At 31.7% G+C, this 18,041-nt stretch carries 19 protein-coding genes; 15 read left to right on the top strand and 4 right to left on the bottom strand.

Features of this window, described 5'->3' with window-relative positions; translation table 11 throughout:
- The first annotated feature begins 5 nt into the window (after positions 1-5).
- From DK442_RS20780 to DK442_RS20760, 4 genes are all read left to right on the top strand, one after another.
- Positions 6-686: a response regulator transcription factor gene (locus tag DK442_RS20780; RefSeq protein WP_109437799.1), complete on the top strand. Its 681-nt coding sequence runs from the start codon at positions 6-8 to the stop codon at positions 684-686.
- Between the two features lie 23 nt (positions 687-709).
- Positions 710-1,915 carry a serine hydrolase gene (locus tag DK442_RS20775; protein ID WP_160114274.1) on the top strand — a complete coding sequence of 402 codons (1,206 nt, stop codon included), beginning with the start codon at positions 710-712 and terminating at the stop codon, positions 1,913-1,915.
- Positions 1,916-1,983: 68 nt separating this feature from the next.
- Positions 1,984-2,430: a hypothetical protein gene (locus DK442_RS28305; RefSeq protein WP_143917881.1), complete on the top strand. Its 447-nt coding sequence runs from the start codon at positions 1,984-1,986 to the stop codon at positions 2,428-2,430.
- Positions 2,431-2,458: 28 nt separating this feature from the next.
- The gene (locus tag DK442_RS20760) at positions 2,459-2,875 is read left to right on the top strand and encodes a hypothetical protein (protein ID WP_109437795.1); all 417 of its coding nucleotides are present in this window, start codon (positions 2,459-2,461) and stop codon (positions 2,873-2,875) included.
- 16 nt (positions 2,876-2,891) lie between these two features.
- Here DK442_RS20760 and rlmH read toward each other — a convergent pair whose 3' ends face one another.
- On the bottom strand, positions 2,892-3,365 hold the full coding sequence (rlmH, locus tag DK442_RS20755; RefSeq protein WP_109437794.1) for a 23S rRNA (pseudouridine(1915)-N(3))-methyltransferase RlmH: 474 nt from the start codon (positions 3,363-3,365) through the stop codon (positions 2,892-2,894).
- A gap of 139 nt (positions 3,366-3,504) precedes the next feature.
- Here rlmH and nadC point away from each other — a divergent pair, with 139 nt between their 5' ends.
- From nadC to priA, 7 genes are all read left to right on the top strand, one after another.
- Positions 3,505-4,362 carry a carboxylating nicotinate-nucleotide diphosphorylase gene (nadC, locus tag DK442_RS20750; protein ID WP_109437793.1) on the top strand — a complete coding sequence of 286 codons (858 nt, stop codon included), beginning with the start codon at positions 3,505-3,507 and terminating at the stop codon, positions 4,360-4,362.
- Positions 4,363-4,365: 3 nt separating this feature from the next.
- Positions 4,366-5,289, top strand: coding sequence for a YihY/virulence factor BrkB family protein (locus DK442_RS20745; protein WP_109437792.1), 924 nt, complete (start codon positions 4,366-4,368; stop codon positions 5,287-5,289).
- A gap of 26 nt (positions 5,290-5,315) precedes the next feature.
- Entirely contained in the window at positions 5,316-5,882 is a 567-nt protein-coding gene (locus DK442_RS20740) for a chalcone isomerase family protein (protein WP_109437791.1), read from the top strand.
- 155 nt (positions 5,883-6,037) lie between these two features.
- A complete protein-coding gene (locus DK442_RS20735; protein WP_109437790.1) occupies positions 6,038-6,598 on the top strand; it encodes a chalcone isomerase family protein in 561 nt (186 codons plus the stop codon).
- A 109-nt stretch (positions 6,599-6,707) separates the two neighbouring features.
- Entirely contained in the window at positions 6,708-7,139 is a 432-nt protein-coding gene (locus DK442_RS20730) for a DUF2147 domain-containing protein (RefSeq protein WP_109437789.1), read from the top strand.
- A gap of 115 nt (positions 7,140-7,254) precedes the next feature.
- Positions 7,255-7,821, top strand: a complete 567-nt coding sequence (locus DK442_RS20725) for a chalcone isomerase family protein (protein WP_109437788.1) — start codon at positions 7,255-7,257, stop codon at positions 7,819-7,821.
- A 139-nt stretch (positions 7,822-7,960) separates the two neighbouring features.
- The gene (priA, locus tag DK442_RS20720) at positions 7,961-10,414 is read left to right on the top strand and encodes a primosomal protein N' (protein WP_109437787.1); all 2,454 of its coding nucleotides are present in this window, start codon (positions 7,961-7,963) and stop codon (positions 10,412-10,414) included.
- On the opposite strand, the gene DK442_RS20715 is transcribed toward priA, so the two are convergent.
- Positions 10,411-11,118 (bottom strand): LytTR family DNA-binding domain-containing protein, encoded by a 708-nt coding sequence (locus DK442_RS20715; RefSeq protein ID WP_109437880.1) that lies wholly within the window; start codon positions 11,116-11,118, stop codon positions 10,411-10,413. The genes priA and DK442_RS20715 overlap by 4 nt on opposite strands.
- A gap of 199 nt (positions 11,119-11,317) precedes the next feature.
- Positions 11,318-12,001 (bottom strand): LytTR family DNA-binding domain-containing protein, encoded by a 684-nt coding sequence (locus DK442_RS20710; RefSeq protein WP_345742918.1) that lies wholly within the window; start codon positions 11,999-12,001, stop codon positions 11,318-11,320.
- A 240-nt stretch (positions 12,002-12,241) separates the two neighbouring features.
- Between DK442_RS20710 and rpsF the strand changes: the two genes are divergently transcribed.
- The 4 genes from rpsF (at position 12,242) to DK442_RS20690 (ending at position 16,675) form a co-directional block, all read left to right on the top strand.
- Positions 12,242-12,580 (top strand): 30S ribosomal protein S6, encoded by a 339-nt coding sequence (gene rpsF, locus DK442_RS20705; protein ID WP_062059209.1) that lies wholly within the window; start codon positions 12,242-12,244, stop codon positions 12,578-12,580.
- Positions 12,580-12,879: a 30S ribosomal protein S18 gene (gene rpsR / locus DK442_RS20700; RefSeq protein ID WP_189457518.1), complete on the top strand. Its 300-nt coding sequence runs from the start codon at positions 12,580-12,582 to the stop codon at positions 12,877-12,879. Before rpsF ends, rpsR begins: the two co-directional genes overlap by 1 nt.
- 18 nt (positions 12,880-12,897) lie before the next feature.
- Complete coding sequence (rplI, locus tag DK442_RS20695) at positions 12,898-13,350, top strand: 50S ribosomal protein L9 (protein WP_109437785.1); 453 nt, start codon at positions 12,898-12,900, stop codon at positions 13,348-13,350.
- 103 nt (positions 13,351-13,453) lie between these two features.
- Positions 13,454-16,675, top strand: a complete 3,222-nt coding sequence (locus DK442_RS20690; RefSeq protein ID WP_109437784.1) for a carboxypeptidase regulatory-like domain-containing protein — start codon at positions 13,454-13,456, stop codon at positions 16,673-16,675.
- A 76-nt stretch (positions 16,676-16,751) separates the two neighbouring features.
- Here DK442_RS20690 and DK442_RS20685 read toward each other — a convergent pair whose 3' ends face one another.
- Positions 16,752-18,005, bottom strand: coding sequence for a M20/M25/M40 family metallo-hydrolase (locus DK442_RS20685; protein WP_370444673.1), 1,254 nt, complete (start codon positions 18,003-18,005; stop codon positions 16,752-16,754).
- Positions 18,006-18,041 lie beyond the last annotated feature (36 nt).

The following is an 18,041-nucleotide window of genomic DNA, read 5'->3' as shown; positions in this document are numbered from 1 at the left end:
TACTTATGAAACATATATTACTAGCAGAAGATGATTTTGATTTTGGAAGTATTCTAAAACAGTATTTAGAAATACATAGTTATACGGTAACCTGGGCGAAAGATGGAAAAGAGGCTTTAACAATATTTAAAGAAGGAAAATTTGATATCTGTGTTTTTGATGTGATGATGCCCAAAATTGATGGATTTACATTAGCAGAACAAGTTATTAATATCGATCCAGAAACTCCGTTCGTATTTCTTACCGCAAAAAAAATGAAAGAAGATAAAATACGAGGATTAAAATTAGGAGCAGATGACTATATCGTTAAACCGTTTGAAGCAGATATTCTTGTTTTAAAACTTCAAAACATTTTGAAACGAACAAGAAAAGTAACACAGATAAAGGAAGATGTTGTATGTATTGGAAATTATGAATTTGATATTATAAATCATCAGCTAAAACTTGGTACAACATCACAACGATTAACTGAAAAAGAAACGACCCTAATTCAATACTTATGGGAGCATAGAAATAGAATGATAAAAAGAGAAGATGTGCTTAAAGATGTTTGGGGTAATGATGATTTTTTCTCTGGCAGAAGTATGGATGTGTTTATTAGTAGATTACGCAAATACTTCAAAGAAGATAATAATATAAATATAGAAAGCGTACGCGGAGTAGGACTCACATTTAATGTAATTTAATCATCAATCAAAAAATGAACAGTATGAAAGGTATTATAAGTTTATTAGTATTTCTTTTTGCCTATATGGGTTTCTCACAAGGATCAATAGATGCGCTTGATAAAACGTTGAATTCGATCTATGAAAAAGGACATTTGCCTGGTTTCGCAGTTGCTTTGGTCACGCCAAGTGGGATAACGTTTCAAAAAGGGTATGGATATGCAAATAAGGAAACAAAAGAACCGTATACTATCGAAACAGTTCAAAACATAGGTTCAGTATCAAAAACTTTTATAGGAGTAGCATTAATGAAAGCCATTGAATTGGAGAAACTAACATTGGATATGCCTATAAATGAAATTTTACCATTTGCAGTCAATAATCCAAAATATCCAGATGTGCCAATAACAGTAAAACATTTGGCAACACATACATCAAGTATTTTGGACACAGAGAACTATAATAAAAGTTACATTTTTGAAAACTTGAATGAGATTACCCCAGAGAAATTCGAAAAAAATGAGTATAAAGAATTGAAGGTCATTGCAAAGAATAAAAGATATGCTCTCAAGGATTTTTTGATTAATCATTTAACAAAAGATGGATTATGGTATTCAAAAAAGAACTTTTTAAAAAATAGACCAGGTGAACGATATGAGTATTCTAATAGTGGATCAGCTTTATTAGCTTATATAATTGAAGAAGCAACAGGTATTCCTTTTGTTAAGTTTACTCAAGAGTATATTCTAAATCCAATAGAGATGAGCGCATCGGGTTGGTCATACACAGCTATTGATAAGAGTAAACATGCGAAGACTTATTATCAAAGTGGAAACAAAGTACCTGAGTATAGTCTGATTACTTACCCAGATGGAGGGTTTAGAACAAGTATTATAGATTTGTCAAAATATCTAAATACCATGATGAAAGGATATTATGGTGAAGAATCTTCTATTCTCAAAAAGAATTCATATGAAAAAATGATGACCCCGAAACTCACAAAAAAACAATACAACACTAAGGAGCTCAAAGATAATCAAGGGCTTTTGTGGGAGAGTAAACCAAGTGGTACAATTGGGCATAATGGATCTGATCCTGGAATATTTACCCTTATGTATTTTAAAAAACAAGATAGAGCAGGAGGGATTATTTTTACAAATACTGATATAGATGGTAATATAGAAGCATCAGAGTCAATTCAACAAATATGGATTCAGATTAGAAAATATCAAAAGGAAAATAAAAAATAAAGACCTCATCAGTCTTCAATAAATATTTATCAATCTTCCCCAAACATTTGGGATTAAAATCGAATAGTATGAAAACAATAATCTTATGGATAGTAAGCTTGATTTTAAGTTTAGTATCAGCTAATGCACAAACTACCAGTAATTCGTCAAAATCTACAACAAAGGTATCCATTAGTTATGATGGTGATACAGAAAAGAAAAGTTATTATAGATCTTTTGCTATCATAGATATGGATAATAGCTATAGAATTAAAGTCCGATTTATGAAAGATATGACAGATGAAGTAAAATCGTACTTAATTGATCAATTAGGTGAGGAAAATATGATATTCAGGGATGAAACGTATTTATGGAAAAAAGAAATTGAAAATGAAGAAGTTTATGAAGTAACACTCAAAAATAATCGATTAAGAATTAGTGTGGATAAAGAGCTGATTTCTGATAAATTTCTTAAAAAATTTAAACAGATGGGGAAGGAACTGAAAACGATTACATCAAAAGAATCAAAAATTTAAATCAATCATTAATCAAAAAACGAACAGTATGAAAACACTTATTTATTTTGCAAGCTTGATATTGGCAATTTCAATAGGAAATGCTCAATCATCATCAAACTCTAAAGTTTCTATTAGTTATTCTAATGATGAACCTGGAGAAAAGAATTATAAAGTAAATATCTCTATTTCTAATACAGATGATATTTATAGTTTAAAAGCTAGTTTCCCTTCCGCAAAAACCGAAAAATTAAAGAGATTTTTAAAAGATCATTTGGATACCAAAATGACAAAAAATGGTACAATGTCAACCTGGAATTATGTTACCAAAGGAGAAATGGGGTATACAATAAAACTTAAAAAAGGAAAACTTAATGTTCTATTGAATAAAGAGCATATATCTGTTGATTTGGTTGAAAACTTAATAGATATGTTTAGTGATCTAAAAGATATCGTAAAAGAATAAAAATTAATAATGAGTCTTATCTGTGATGGTAAGGCTCATTTTTTAGAATTGTAAATCCTCTGTATAGTTGCTCTACAAAAAATAAACGTATCATCTGATGAGAAAATGTCATTTTTGATAAAGACAATTTTCCATTTGCACGTTGATATACTTCCGGACTAAAACCATAAGGTCCTCCAATAACAAAAACTAATTGCTTGATTCCGCTATTCATATGTTTTTGAAGTACGTCAGAAAAACCTACAGAATCATATTGTTTTCCGTTTTCATCTAATAATAATAGGATATCAGAATTTACTACAGTTCCTAAGATTAATTTCCCTTCTTTCTCTTTTTGTTGAGATTCACTAAGATTTTTAGCGTTTTTAAGATCGGGAATGATCTCCATACTAAATTTAATATAATGTCCTAACCTTTTGATATAGTTAGCGATAAGGTCTTCAAGTTGTTTGTTGTCGGTTTTTCCTATTGCAATTAACTTAATATTCATTTTGTGTTGAGTTGTAATATTTCTACGTTAAAATCAGGTGGATTATGAGAGCATTGTTAAAATTTAATAGAAATCCCTTATGCTTCTAACTTCGTACTTCCGACTTCTTTTTTTACATTAGCAAAAATAACCATTCAATATGATTAGTGAAACCCAATTCAATAAAGAAATTGATTTGATCATTTCTAATGCAATTCGCGAAGATGTTGGCGATGGAGATCATAGTTCGTTGGCCTGTATTCCAGAATCAGCAATTGGTAAAGCAAAACTTTTGATTAAAGATGAAGGGATTCTTGCAGGAGTTGATTTTGCAAAGAAAGTGTTTAATTATGTGGATCCAAATATGAAAGTAGAGGTACATATAGAAGATGGGGCCTCTGTTAAATATGGTGATATTGCTTTTTTTGTTTCAGGAAGTTCACAATCTATACTTAAGTCAGAACGATTGGTACTTAATGCGATGCAAAGAATGAGTGCAATTGCAACAAAGACAAATCATTTTGTTAAACTATTGGATGGTACCGGGACTAAAATTTTAGATACAAGAAAAACCACACCGGGAATAAGAGCATTAGAGAAGTGGGCGGTTAAGATAGGAGGAGGAGAGAATCATAGATTTGCTTTATATGATATGATTATGCTAAAAGACAATCATATTGATTTTGCAGGAGGAATTACTAAGGCGATCGAGAAGACAAAAAAATATCTTTCTACACATAATCTGGATCTCAAAATTATAGTTGAAGCTCGTGATCTTAATGAGATTAAAGAGATTCTTAAAACTCAAGGTGTATATCGAATATTGATTGATAACTTTAATTATGAAGATACTAAAAAAGCTGTCGAATTAATAGGAGATTCATGTTTGACAGAATCTAGTGGAGGTATTAATGAAAACACAGTAAGAAAATATGCCGAGTGTGGAGTTGATTTTATTAGTAGTGGAGCTCTTACGCATTCAGTGTATAACTTAGATTTAAGCTTGAAAGCAGTATAATTTATGTCAAAAACTGTAGAAGATAAGCTTAATAAAATCCCTGTGATCAACCTTTTGGTTAAAATAGGGAAAAAGCTTATTCTTCCTGGTTTTGAAGGGTTATCCATTTATGATCTGATAGAAATTTATGCAATTGGCATCATAAAGGGTACATTCTCGGCTAGAGCTAGTGCTATTTCCTGGAGTTTTTTTCTTTCTTTATTTCCATTTTTACTATTTCTCCTTAACTTAATTCCGTACGTACCAATTGATAATTTTGAAAACAATTTTTTCGAATTTATTAATGGGGCATTGCCTGCACAATCTTCTGAATTTTTTTCAGGAATATTTCAGGATATCGCTTCTAATCCAAGAGGAGGTTTACTATCTACTGTTTTTATATTGTCTATACTTTTTATGACAAACGGAGTAAACGCTGTTTTTTCTGGTTTCGAATACTCTTATCATGTTACACTTAATAGAAATTTTGTTAGACAGTACTTGGTAGCTTTAGGAGTATCCATAATTGTGGCATCTTTATTGTTAATTACGGTAATAGGAACCTTATATTTTTCATATTTGGTAGATGATTTAAATAGAATGGGAGTTGTGGATGATACCGTTTTTTGGTTAACATTGGGGAAATATGCATTATTTGTTTTTATGATATTTGTAATTATTGCTACATTGTTTTATTTCGGAACTTCTGAGGGAAAGCAAAATAAATTCTTTTCTCCCGGAGCATTTATGACCACCTTTTTGATTGTTATAACGACCTACCTTTTTGGAATTTATATTGATAATTTTTCAAATTATAATAAACTATATGGTTCTATAGGAGCTATGTTAATCTTGATGTTGTATATATGGCTTAACGCTAATTTATTATTGTTAGGTTTCGAATTAAACGCATCATTAAATCAATTAAGAAAAAACTTTAACACTTAATAATAAACACTTAAACTAATTTCAAAATGAAAAAAATCAACGTATTATTTTTTATCTTAATTACAATTATTTCTACTTCTGTATCAGCTCAGACCAAAGTAGGAGATGTAACCCTACCAGATAATGTTAAGTTTAACGGAGAGGATTTGGTAATTAATGGAGCAGGAACTAGAGAGAAATTCATTTTTGATATTTATGTCGGCGCTTTATATCTAAAGAAAAAAAGCAGTAGTGCAAGTACGATTGCTAAAACAGATGAAACTATGGCAATTAAATTACATATAGTATCTGGTATGATGTCTAGAAGTAAAATGGCTAATGCATTACGAGACGGGTTTAAAAAGTCAACCAATGGAAAGACAGAGAAACTAAATAGTAGAATAGAAAAATTTATTGGCTTTATAAAAGAAGAGATAGAAGTAGATCAAATTTATGATATTGTTTATGAAAAAGGCAAAGGAAGTGTAATCTATAAGGATGGTAAAGAGAGAGGGCATGTAGAAGGGTTAGATTTTAAAGAAGCACTTTTTAATATTTGGTTAGGAACTAAACCTGCTGATAAAGATCTCAAGATAAAAATGCTAGGTAATTAGTAATCAATACGATATAATCGTATTTTTGTTAAAAATCACTGTAAATAAGTCAAAATGTATTGTGCGTGCATAATATTTTTATATATTTGTCCGTTGGAAAATTGGAATAATAAAAAAATATTAATTACCCCTCCCAAATTAAATACTTATTTATAATGAAGAAAATTACTTTAGTATTGGTAGCGCTTATCACGTTGTCTACTACTACGGCACAAATTAAGGTGGGTTCAGCAACTTTACCTATTGAAGAGAAATTCGGTGATGTGGATCTTAAGATAAACGGATACGGAAAGAGAGAAATGCTTTGGATTGACCTGTATGCGGGAGGTCTTTATTTAACAAATAAAACAAATGACTCTAAAGTTGTTCTTGATGCGAATGAAAATATGGCAATAAAACTAGACATTATATCTGGTTTTGTAACTCAGTCTAAAATGATTAAAGCAGTAAAAGATGGTTTCGAAAAAGCCACTTTTGGAAACACTAAAGCGTTAGACGGAAGAATTAATAAGTTCATTGGTTTTTTCTCTGAGCCTATCGTCAAAAAAGATGTTTTTGACTTGGTTTATATTAAAGATGTAGGCGTAAAAGCTTTTAAAAATGATAAAGAGCTAGGTTTGATCGAGGGTAGAGATTTTAAATATGCATTATTTAAAATATGGTTAGGAGAAGATCCGGCTAGTGAATCATTAAAGAAAGGAATGTTAGGATTATAATAGTAATAATCCGATAAAAATAGACCAAAAAAGCTATCTATAATAAGATAGCTTTTTTGGTTTTTTACAGTATTTTTATATGTAACTCATAAACACAAATATTCAAAATATGAAGATTTTTTTTAAACTACTTTTTGTAATACTGGTATTTAGTTGTGGAGTAACAACTGCTCAACAACAAATTATAGGAAAATGGAAAACAATTGATGATAATACAGGAAAGCCAAGATCTATTGTTGAAATTTATAAAAAAGGAGATAAATTATTTGGTAAAATATCCAATATACTTGATGAAGCCGAACGAGGAAACCTTTGTGTAGAATGTAAAGGAAAAGATTATAACCAACCTATAGAAGGCATGGTAATTATTAAAGGCCTGGAAAAAGATGGAAATGAATATGAAGATGGAACTATTTTGGATCCAGAAAATGGAAAAGTATATCGATGTAAAATTTGGATTGATGAAAGCGATCCAAATGTCCTTAATGTAAGAGGATATATAGCGTTTTTGTATAGGACCCAAAAATGGATTAGAGTATAATTACATTCTTTTTTTCTGCCTTTATTTGTTAATAAATTACATTTTAACATTTTTTTAGTGTTAGTTTTTAAAATATTAAGGACTAAACCTCCAGTAATCTATAAAAAAACTAACAATGAAAAAAATAATTACTCTAGCGATTGCAACCATCTTTACAGTATCTGCTATAGCACAAATTAGAATAGGAAGTGTAGTAGTTCCCGAAAAAGTAACTTTTGATGGAGAAGAATTGATATATAACGGAGGAGCAATGAGAAAAGTTTTATCTTTTAAAACTTATGCTGGAACTTTATACACAAAAAATAAATATGATAACGATAAGAAAGTATTAGATTCTGACGAGACTATGGCAATTCGTTTAAATATTGCTTCCAAAAAAGTGACTAATGAGAGAATGATTAAAGTATTTAGAAAAGGATTTGATGACGCTATGTTTGGAAATACTCAGAGTTTAGATGCCAGAATAGAAGATTTTCTTAAATTATTTAATTCAAAAATGGAAGTTAATGATTTTTATGATCTTGTTTATCTTAAAGGAAAAGGTATCAAGACATATAAAAACGGAAAAGAACTTGGATTTATTGAAGGTAGAGATTTTAAATATGCGCTATTTAAAATATGGTTAGGAAATGAGCCAGCATGTGAAATTATAAAGGGAGGAATGCTAGGAGTTAGCAAGTAAAACCAACATAAAATAATAGAAAATCCGACTTATTCTTAAGTCGGATTTTTTTATTCTCAAAATTAAACTTTGTTCTATGAGTTAAACTCGTATTTTTGTTTTATACACTTAACTATTTTGGTTCTCGTTATACTTAATAATGTCATATTTTATAAATGTAATTCTTCCTATACCTCTCGATAAAGAGTTTACTTATAGTATAAATAAAGCCGAGGCTGCTTTTTTAAAGCCAGGAATGCGTGTTGCCGTTCAGTTTGGAAAAAGTAAAGTGTATGCTGCTTTGGTAACCAAAATCCATGAAACACCTCCTTTGGTATATGAAGCCAAGGAAATAGAGCATATTCTTGATGAATTTGCAATTGTTACACCTCAGCAATTAAAGATCTGGGCTTGGATTTCTGAGTATTATATGTGTACAAAAGGAGAGGTGATGAGAGCAGCACTCCCTGGTGCATTTTTATTAGAAAGCGAAACTATAGTTTTTAAAAATGAACAAACGTCTTTTGATGAATCTTTGCTAAAAGATGATGAATTTTTGATTTTTGAAGCATTACAATATCAAAGTGTATTGAGGGTACAAGAGATCATGAATATCATTGGTAAAAAGAATGTTCTTCCAGTGATTAAAAGATTGTTAGAAAAAGAGGTAATTACTGTTCAGGAAGAGATTTATGAACAGTATAAACCCAAAATAGTTAGATTTGTTAGATTGCACAAGGAGTATAATAAAGAAGCATCTCTACGTGATTTGTTAGACTCTATGACTCGTTCTCCAAAACAACGAGAAGTATTGTTGCACCTTTTTACATTACAAGCTCAAGCTAATAAGCCAATTAAGGTTAGTGAACTCATAAAAACTTCCAATAGTTCATCATCGGTTGTAAAAACTCTTATCAATAAGGGCATTTTAGAAGAATACCACCTGCAAAGGGATCGAGTTGAATACGAAACTGGAAAAAATGGAGAGTCAAAGGAGTTAAATGAATATCAGCATAAAGCTTTTCTAGAAATTGAAAACTCCTTTAAAGAGAAAGATGTGTGCTTATTTCATGGAGTTACTTCATCAGGAAAAACAGAAGTATATGTAAAACTGATAGAGAAAGTTATCCAAGAAGGAAAACAAGTTCTGTATTTGTTACCAGAAATAGCTTTGACAACACAACTCATAACTAGATTGCAGGAGTATTTTGGAGAGAAATTAACAGTGTATCATTCTAAATATTCTGTTAATGAGAGGGTAGAGGCTTGGAATAATGTAAAAGCTGGAAAATCTAAAGCACAAGTGATTATTGGAGCGAGATCGGCTATATTCTTACCTTTTGTGAATTTAGGGCTTATTGTTGTTGATGAAGAGCACGAAAATACATTTAAACAATATGATCCGGCCCCCAGGTATCATGCTAGAGACACTGCTATTGTTTTAGCAAAAATGTTTGGTGCTAAGGTAGTATTGGGATCAGCTACTCCAGCTTTAGAGACCTGTTATAATGCTAATCAAGGAAAATACGGTTTTGTTCAATTGACAAGAAGATTTGGTAATGTGCTAATGCCAGAAATTAACCTTGTAGATGTAAAAACAAAATACAAGAAAAAAGAAATGACAGGGCATTTTAGTGATACTTTGTTGATAAGCATAAGAGAAGCATTAGCAGAAGGTGAACAAGTAATTCTTTTTCAGAATAGAAGAGGATATTCTCCGGTTGTAGAATGTAATACTTGCGGTCATTCACCACAATGCCCTAACTGTGATGTTAGTCTAACGTTTCATAGCTATAGAAATCAATTGAGATGTCATTATTGTGGATATCATATCGCAATGCCTCAAAAATGTATAGTTTGTGAGAGTGTTGATTTGACAACCAAAGGTTTTGGAACAGAGCAAATCGAGAATGAATTACAAGAACTTTTTCCTGATCATGCTATAGGTAGAATGGATCAGGATACTACTAGAGGGAAACACGGTTATGAAAAGATTATAAATCGTTTTGAAGAGGGGGATATTGATATTATGGTGGGAACACAAATGCTTTCGAAAGGATTAGATTTTAGAAATGTAAGTTTAGTAGGTATAATGAATGCTGATAATCTGCTTAATTTTCCTGATTTTAGAGCGCATGAGCGCAGCTTTCAACTCATGCAACAAGTAGCAGGAAGAGCTGGGAGAACCAAAAAAAGAGGGAAAGTATTAATCCAGACATATAACCCATATCATCAGATACTACAACAGGTATCGGTTAATGATTATTTAGGGATGTATAAAGATCAAATCGAAGAAAGGCATCAATATAAATATCCTCCTTTTTATAAAATTATAAAAATTACAGGTAAACATAAGGACTATAATAAAGTAAACGATGCTATGGATTGGTTAGGAGTATCGTTTAGAAATGTGTTTAAATTAAATGTATTAGGTCCAGAGTTCCCTCCAATATCAAGAATAAGAAATCAGTATCATAAAAATATAATCATAAAAATACCACAAAAACAGTCTTTACAAAAAACTAAAGAGGTGATAAAAAAGATAAATACATCTTTTAAAAGTATAAAAGAATTCTCTGGAGTGAGAATAATAATAAACGTAGATAATTATTAACTATTTAAAGCTTCAATTAAAGAATGTTTTTTATGTCTGCTAAGTGGAATTTTTTCATCAGCGATTTCTATATTTCGACTATTATATCGCTCTACTTTATCCAAATTCACGATATAAGACTTATGAATTCTTAAAAAGCGATCACTAGGAAGTTGCGCTTCAAAAGACTTCATAGTTGCTAAAACTACAATAGGATCACCTTCTTCCATGATTAGTTTTACATAATCACCCAAAGCCTCTACATACTTCAATTGATTTAAGAAAATCTTTCGCTTTTTTAGATTACTTTTTACAAAAATATAATCATCATCCTCAACAGCAGCATTTTCCCCTCCTAGGCGAGACATACTTAATGCTTTGTCAACAGCTGCATTAAAGCGATCTTTCTTAAGAGGTTTTCTTAAATAATCTACCGCATCATAGTCAAAAGCTTTAAAAGCATATTTTGTTTTTCCTGTAACAAAAATAATATGAGGTTTGTTTTCTAAGTCATCCAAAAGATCAAAACCGGTAAGGATTGGCATTTCGATATCTAAAAACAACAAATCTACTTGAGTATCAAGTAAACCATTTTTGGTTTCAATAGCATTATTCCATTCAGCCACTAATTCTAGTGAAGAATGTTCGTCTATTAGCTTTACAATAGCTAGTCTTTGGAGGCGGGAATCATCTACTACCGCACATTTTAATTGAGATTGCTCCACTTGTTTAGTGTTAATTTCTAAATACAATATTAATGAATATATCTTATTTGCACAAACAATTTTGGCTTTTTATCGATAAAAATAGTGTTTCATCGAAATAGCTTTGATACCCTATGCTACTTCGTTATATAAGGCCTAGATAGGTGTCAATTAATGAATATGGTGTGCGTTGTTTATATTGAGTAGGGTTACTAATTTCTTATAAGTGATTCAATGCCTCTTTCAATTTTTGTTTTTTCATACGACTTATTGGTATTTTCTCGTCATTTATTTCCATATAATGAGCGCTAAAACGTTCTATTTTATCAAGGTTGACTATGTATGATCTATGTGCTCTGAAAAAATGATTTGATGGTAATAATGATTCAAGAGAAGTCATAGTGCCAAGTACCACTAGAGGGCTACTGTCTTCTAAATGTATTTTGGCAAAATCTTTTAAAGCAGAAACATATAAAATATGATTTAGAAACACTTTATATTTTTTTATTCCACATTTAATAAAAACAAACGGATCATTTTCTTGGGGAAGGGGTTGAGACTTTATGGTGAATGTATCTATAACTTTTTCTATAGCAATGTTAAACCGTTCCTTTCTTATAGGTTTTTTTAAAAAATCTAAAGCATGATAATCAAATGCTTTATGTGCATATTTTGTTTTTCCTGTAACAAAAATAATATGGGGTTTATTTTCTAAATCATCTAAAAGGTCAAAACCGTTAAGGATTGGCATTTCGATATCAAGAAATAAAACGTCTATCTTAGTGTCTAATAAACCATTTTTTGCCTCAATGGCGTTGTTCCATTCTTTAGCCAATTCTAATCTAGGGTGTTTTTTGATAAGTTTAATAACGGATAAGCGTTGCGTCGTTGAATCATCAACCACAGCACATTGTATTAAGGGGTGTTTCATTATTTTGGGATTTAAGACAATACAATAGTAGTAAAAAATAATCTAAATATTCATTAATTGAGTATTTTATCGACGAATTGTGTTTTTTGTCGATAAATTGAATTTCATTGATTTGTTGTGAATTGAAGATTTTTGCAGATGTGCTCAGGGGGTTTGAATATTCAAAAAATAGTGTTACTTTTGCAGCCAATTTTAATTTAAACTTAGATTTTTATGAATCAATACGAAACTGTTTTCATCTTGAATCCCGTTTTATCTGAAGATCAGATAAAGGAAACAGTTAAGAAATACGAAGACATTCTTGTTTCTAATGGTGCCAAGATGATATCAAAAGAGGATTGGGGGCTTAAAAAGCTTGCTTATGCAATCCAACACAAAAAAAGTGGTTTTTATCACTTATTTGAATACCAAGTACCTGGTGAAGCTATAAACGCTTTAGAAGTTGAGTACAGAAGAGATGAAAGAGTAATGCGTTACCTTACCGTACGTCTTGATAAGCATGCAATTGCTTGGGCAGAGAAGAGAAGAACTAGAAACAAACAAAAAGCTTAATTATGTCATCTATAGAACAACAAGCTAAAGGAAAGAAAGACGGAGAGATCAGGTATCTTACTCCTCTTAATATAGATACTACAAAAACTAAGAAGTATTGTCGTTTCAAAAAATCAGGTATAAAATATATTGATTATAAAGATCCTGATTTCTTAATGGCATTTGTAAATGAACAGGGTAAATTGTTACCACGTCGTCTTACAGGAACTTCATTAAAATATCAACGTAAAGTAAGTGTTGCTGTTAAAAGAGCAAGACATTTAGCATTGATGCCATACGTTGGAGATTTATTAAAATAAAATTCGTCATAACATATTATGGAACTTATATTAAAGAAAGACGTTGAGAATCTAGGATTCGCAGACGATGTAGTAGAAGTTAAGAATGGTTATGGTCGTAACTATTTAATCCCTAATGGATTTGCACTTTTAGCAACTCCTTCTGCAAAAAAAGTACTTGCTGAAACATTGAAACAACGTGCTTTTAAAGAGAAGAAAGAGATTGAAGATGCAGAGAAAGTAGGTAAGAAACTTAGTGGATTAGAAATCAAAATAGCAGCAAAAGTTGGATCTGGAGATAAATTATTCGGTTCTGTATCTAATGCTGATGTTGCTGAAGCATTTGCTAAGCAGGATGTAGAATTAGAAAAGAAATTTATTACTGTACCAGGTGGAACAATCAAACGTTTGGGTCAGTATGAGGCTTCTGTTCGACTTCATAGAGAAGTAATCGTTCCTGTTTCTTTTGAGGTAGTGCCTCAAAATAAATAAGGTAGAAAACAGTTAATAACTGTTTTATAATATTTATAAAAATCGCTCTTATGAGCGATTTTTTTATTTTAAATTTATTTAATTAACATAAAGTTTTTGCTACATGAAACAAATTATCTTTTTTATTTTAGTATTAACAGGGGTTACAATCAATGCTCAGGTAACTACATCTAATATTTCGGGAGTAGTTTATGATAATAATAATCAATTGTTACCAGGTGTAAATGTAACTGCAGTTCATCAACCTACAGGAACAAATTATGGCGGAGTTACAAATTTTGATGGCCGTTTTGATTTGATTAACCTTAGAGTAGGTGGACCGTATCGAGTTACTATTAGTTATGTTGGGTTTAAAAAACATTTAGTAGATAATATTAATCTTCAGCTAGGTCAGACCTTTAATGTTGACGTAGTGATGGTTGAAGATGATAATCAATTAGAAGAAGTTGTTATTACTTCACAAAAGAGTACTACTTTTAGTAGTGAACGTACAGGTGCTGAAACGAGTATAGGCAGGAGAGAGTTAAAAGCCTTGCCAACAATTACGCGTTCTGCTGCTGATTTTTATAGATTAGAACCTACGGCTTCAAGTAATGGTTCTTTTGGAGGGAGGAATGACCAGTTTAACAATTTTAGCTTAGATGGTTCTATATTTAATAACCCTTTTGGATTGGATGCTGCTACTCCAGGTGGGCAGACTAATGCGCAACCTATTTCATTAGATGCGATCGATCAGATTCAGGTGTCTACAGCGCCATATGATGTTACACAGGCTGGATTTACAGGAGCTTCTGTAAATGCAGTAACAAAAAGTGGAACTAATCAGTGGAAAGGAACTGTATATGGGTTTTATAGAAATCAAGATATGACTGGTGATAAAGTTGGAGATGATGATATTATTGTACCTGATTTAATACAAGCTCAATATGGAGCTAGTATTGGTGGTCCTATCATTAAGAATAAATTATTTGTTTTTGGTAATTTTGAAAAAGATGACAGAGAGGATTTAGGTTCTAATTTTTTGGCATCAAGACCGGGTTTAACAGGAGCAAATGTATCTAGAGTATCTGCAGAAGACTTGGACTATGTGTCACAGCAATTAAGTGCTTTAGGATATGAGACCGGTGCATACGAGGGGTATACACACGATACAGAATCTATTAAAGGGATTCTTAAGCTAGATTGGAATATTAATGATAATCATCGTGCAGCTTTTATTTACAATTTTCTGGATGCTTCAAGAGATTTACCGGCAAACAGAGAAGCAATCGGACGTAGGGGACCAGATTTAACAACATTGCAATTTAGAAATTCTGGATATAGAATTAACAATAAAATTACTTCATTTCTAGTAGAATTAAACTCTAATTTTAAGGGTAATATTTCTAATAAGTTCCAGGCTGGTTACACTTTCTTTGATGATAGTAGGGATCCATTTTCTACTCCAGCTCCACCAATCAACATTCAGCAAGATGGAGTACGGTATATTGTTGCGGGTCACGAACCTTTTTCAATCAATAATAGATTAGAGCAAAAAGTATATCAAGTAACTAATAATTTAAATATAGTAACAGGTAATCATACAATCACGCTGGGAGGGTCTTTTGAGCGTTTTGAATTTGATAATTCATTTAATTTAGGTGTTTACGATTTTGGAGGAAATGATGCTTTAGGTCAAGGGCAGGTTAGTACATTTTTTGATGCTTTTCAAAGTGTAAGAATTAATCCTGCATTACCAGTAGGGTCTAGTTTTGAAGAAGCTATAAACAATGGAACAATAGCAGCAGCTCTGGCAAATGCTCAAAACGTATTTGATACCAATAACACCACAGATAATTGGGCTTTGGCTGAAACTAATGTAGGGCAATTGGCTTTTTATGCTCAGGATAAATGGAAAATCAATGATAAACTAACATTAACATATGGTTTGAGAATAGATCAGCCGTTATATTTTGATACCGAAGATAAAATTGCTGAGAATATAGAAAGAGGTGCTGGTGGAACATTTCCTGATGGAAATTATCAACCAGGAATTACCTACTTTGATGAAAATGGAAGTAGCTTACAGTTGAATAGTTTAGATCTGCCTACCAGAAGATTATTAGTATCTCCAAGACTTGGGTTTAATTATGATGTAAAAGGAGATAAAACTTTTCAAATTCGCGGGGGAACAGGAATTTTTACAGGTCGTTTGCCTTTTGTTTGGATAGGGAATCAAGTGGCAAATCCTAATTTCTTTTTCTATACAACCTCTTCTCCAGACTTTAGATTTCCACAGGTATGGCGAAATAGTTTAGGTTTGGATTACAAGTTTAAAAATGGAATTGTAGCATCAACAGACCTTATTTATACAGAGGATGTGAATGCTCAAATGGTTAGAAATTATGGTCTTAGTACGCCATCAGGAACATTAAATGGGGTTGATAATAGACAAATCTATTTGCCATCTGATAGGGCTGTTAATGAATTTGGAGGACCTACAAATGCTTATGTGTTTACAAATACTAATGTAGGGTATTCTTTTAACTGGTCGTTTAAATTGCAAAAAAACTTTAGTAACGGAATATTTGCAAGTATTGCTTATAATTTCCTAGAAGCAGAAGATGCAAGTTCATTGGATGCAGAGATTTCTAGTGATGCGTTTGATAGAAACCCGGCATTAGGAAATGTAAATCAGGCTGTAAGTTCTACTGCTCGTTATGGAGATAAACATAGGATAGTTGGTCAGATTAATAAAGCATTTAGTTATGGTAAAAACAAAGAATGGAGAACATCTATTGGTGCATTTTATGAATATGCTCAAGGAGGACGATTCTCATACACATATTCTGGAGATATAAATGGAGATGGTTCTCCTTTAAATGATTTAATCTATATTCCAACGCAAGATGATTTGGCAACTTATAATTTTAGCGGTACTTCTTTTAATGAAAGAGAAGCTCAAAGAGTTGCATTAGAAGCTTATATTCAACAAGACGAATATTTAAGAGAACGTCGAGGAAGTTATGCAGAAAAATATGGGATACTAAGTCCTTGGAGAGGACGTTGGGATGTAAAACTGCTTCAGGATTATGATATAAAGGTTGGTGATCGAACAAATACTATTCAGTTTAGTTTAGATATTTTGAATTTTGGAAACCTATTAAATTCTGATTGGGGAGTGATAGAGATTCCTGTTAATGATCAACCGATTGGAGTTAGTGTAGATAATACAGGTACTCCTACATATACTTTTGATGCTACACAAACCAGTACGTTTGCTAATGATTTTAGTTTAGATTCAAGATGGCAAGCACAAGTTGGATTGAGGTATATCTTTAACTAAAAAAAATAAAAATAATTTATAAAAAAGAGGCCTTATGTTAAGAGCCTCTTTTTTTATGATTAAACTACTTTAGTATCTATGGAGTAATTAATCGATAAATTAATAATGCTGTACGTTTAGTTAAGGCTTCAAAAGTAGTTAGGTCCAAAGTTTCTTTTGGAGTGTGCGCACCACTACCCATAGTACCTAGTCCATCTAAGCAATCTACATAATCTGCAACAAAGGAAGTGTCTGCAGCGCCACGTTTACCTGGGTCATATGCTTCAACAATACCTTGGTTAAGATCTTTACTCACTTCGTTTAAGAGTGTTAGTAGTTTTATGTTACCCTTAGTTGGTTGCATTGCAGGATAGCTGTCTTTAAACGAGATCGAAGCACTTGTATGAGGTAAGTTTTTTGATACTATTTCTTTCATTTTAGAACGTGTCTTTTCTTTTTGTTCTTCAGAAATAAATCGAAGCCCTCCTTTTACAAGAACAGTTTGAGATACTACATTACTTTTTCCAAAAGCAACTCCTTTTGCTGTGGAGTTGTTAAACTCTATATCAGTTCCTCCTAATATCACTCCTGGATTAAAAGTTAGAAACTTTTCTCCTCTTACGTCATTATAAAAAGAATTTAAAATTCTTGACGCTTCGAAAATAGCACCCGCTCCAACACGCTCATTAAATATTCCTGAAGAATGTGCTCTTTTGCCTTTAACTTGTAATTCCCATCCAGAAGACCCTCTTCTAGCAACAGTAGCATAATTGAAGCCTGTAGAAGTTTCAAAACCTAGCGCGATATCACTTTTTTTGGCAGCATCAATTAGATCTTTTCTGCTTATATCTAGGGGTTTACCTGTGCTTTCTTCGTCCCCCGTAAACGCAACTATGATTTGTGAGTCTTTTAATAATTTGTTTTCATAAAGAGCTTTTAGGGCATATAAAACAACTACATCTCCGCCTTTCATGTCATTTGTACCAGGCCCGTAAGCAATATCTCCATCTCTTTTGTATTCTTGAAAAGGACTGTCTTTTTCAAACACGGTGTCTAAATGTCCAATAAGCAAGAGTTTCTTTCCTTTGGTCCCTGAGGTTTCTGCAAATAAATGCCCAGCACGATTTACTTCGGTTGGCATATCAATCCAACGGGTGTTGAAACCTATGTCATCAAATTCTTTTTTAAAGACCATTCCGACTTCTTTTACTCCCTCGTGATGCATTGTTCCGCTATTAATATTGACTACCTTTTCTAAAAACTTAATAGCAGATTCGTGATTTGTTTCTATAGTGGTAATTATCTTCTTTTCAGTTTTAGATAATTTTTGTGCGTTTATACTATTACACATGAATAGAAAAAGGCAGGTGTAAAAGGTGGAGATTGC

Source organism: Aquimarina sp. AU119, from assembly GCF_900312735.1.
Lineage (GTDB): Bacteria > Bacteroidota > Bacteroidia > Flavobacteriales > Flavobacteriaceae > Aquimarina > Aquimarina algiphila.
Note: the sequence above shows the minus strand (reverse complement) of the source record. Positions and strands in the feature narration are given on the sequence as shown.

Bases quoted from the DNA above. Each gene is read 5' to 3' on its own strand.
- DK442_RS20780 (WP_109437799.1), top strand. From the start codon at position 6: ATGAAACATATATTACTAGCAGAAGATGATTTTGATTTTGGAAGTATT.
- DK442_RS20775 (WP_160114274.1), top strand. From the start codon at position 710: ATGAAAGGTATTATAAGTTTATTAGTATTTCTTTTTGCCTATATGGGT.
- DK442_RS28305 (WP_143917881.1), top strand. From the start codon at position 1,984: ATGAAAACAATAATCTTATGGATAGTAAGCTTGATTTTAAGTTTAGTA.
- DK442_RS20760 (WP_109437795.1), top strand. From the start codon at position 2,459: ATGAAAACACTTATTTATTTTGCAAGCTTGATATTGGCAATTTCAATA.
- rlmH (WP_109437794.1), bottom strand. From the start codon at position 3,365: ATGAATATTAAGTTAATTGCAATAGGAAAAACCGACAACAAACAACTT.
- nadC (WP_109437793.1), top strand. From the start codon at position 3,505: ATGATTAGTGAAACCCAATTCAATAAAGAAATTGATTTGATCATTTCT.
- DK442_RS20745 (WP_109437792.1), top strand. From the start codon at position 4,366: ATGTCAAAAACTGTAGAAGATAAGCTTAATAAAATCCCTGTGATCAAC.
- DK442_RS20740 (WP_109437791.1), top strand. From the start codon at position 5,316: ATGAAAAAAATCAACGTATTATTTTTTATCTTAATTACAATTATTTCT.
- DK442_RS20735 (WP_109437790.1), top strand. From the start codon at position 6,038: ATGAAGAAAATTACTTTAGTATTGGTAGCGCTTATCACGTTGTCTACT.
- DK442_RS20730 (WP_109437789.1), top strand. From the start codon at position 6,708: ATGAAGATTTTTTTTAAACTACTTTTTGTAATACTGGTATTTAGTTGT.
- DK442_RS20725 (WP_109437788.1), top strand. From the start codon at position 7,255: ATGAAAAAAATAATTACTCTAGCGATTGCAACCATCTTTACAGTATCT.
- priA (WP_109437787.1), top strand. From the start codon at position 7,961: ATGTCATATTTTATAAATGTAATTCTTCCTATACCTCTCGATAAAGAG.
- rpsF (WP_062059209.1), top strand. From the start codon at position 12,242: ATGAATCAATACGAAACTGTTTTCATCTTGAATCCCGTTTTATCTGAA.
- rplI (WP_109437785.1), top strand. From the start codon at position 12,898: ATGGAACTTATATTAAAGAAAGACGTTGAGAATCTAGGATTCGCAGAC.
- DK442_RS20690 (WP_109437784.1), top strand. From the start codon at position 13,454: ATGAAACAAATTATCTTTTTTATTTTAGTATTAACAGGGGTTACAATC.
- DK442_RS20685 (WP_370444673.1), bottom strand. From the start codon at position 18,005: ATGTGTAATAGTATAAACGCACAAAAATTATCTAAAACTGAAAAGAAG.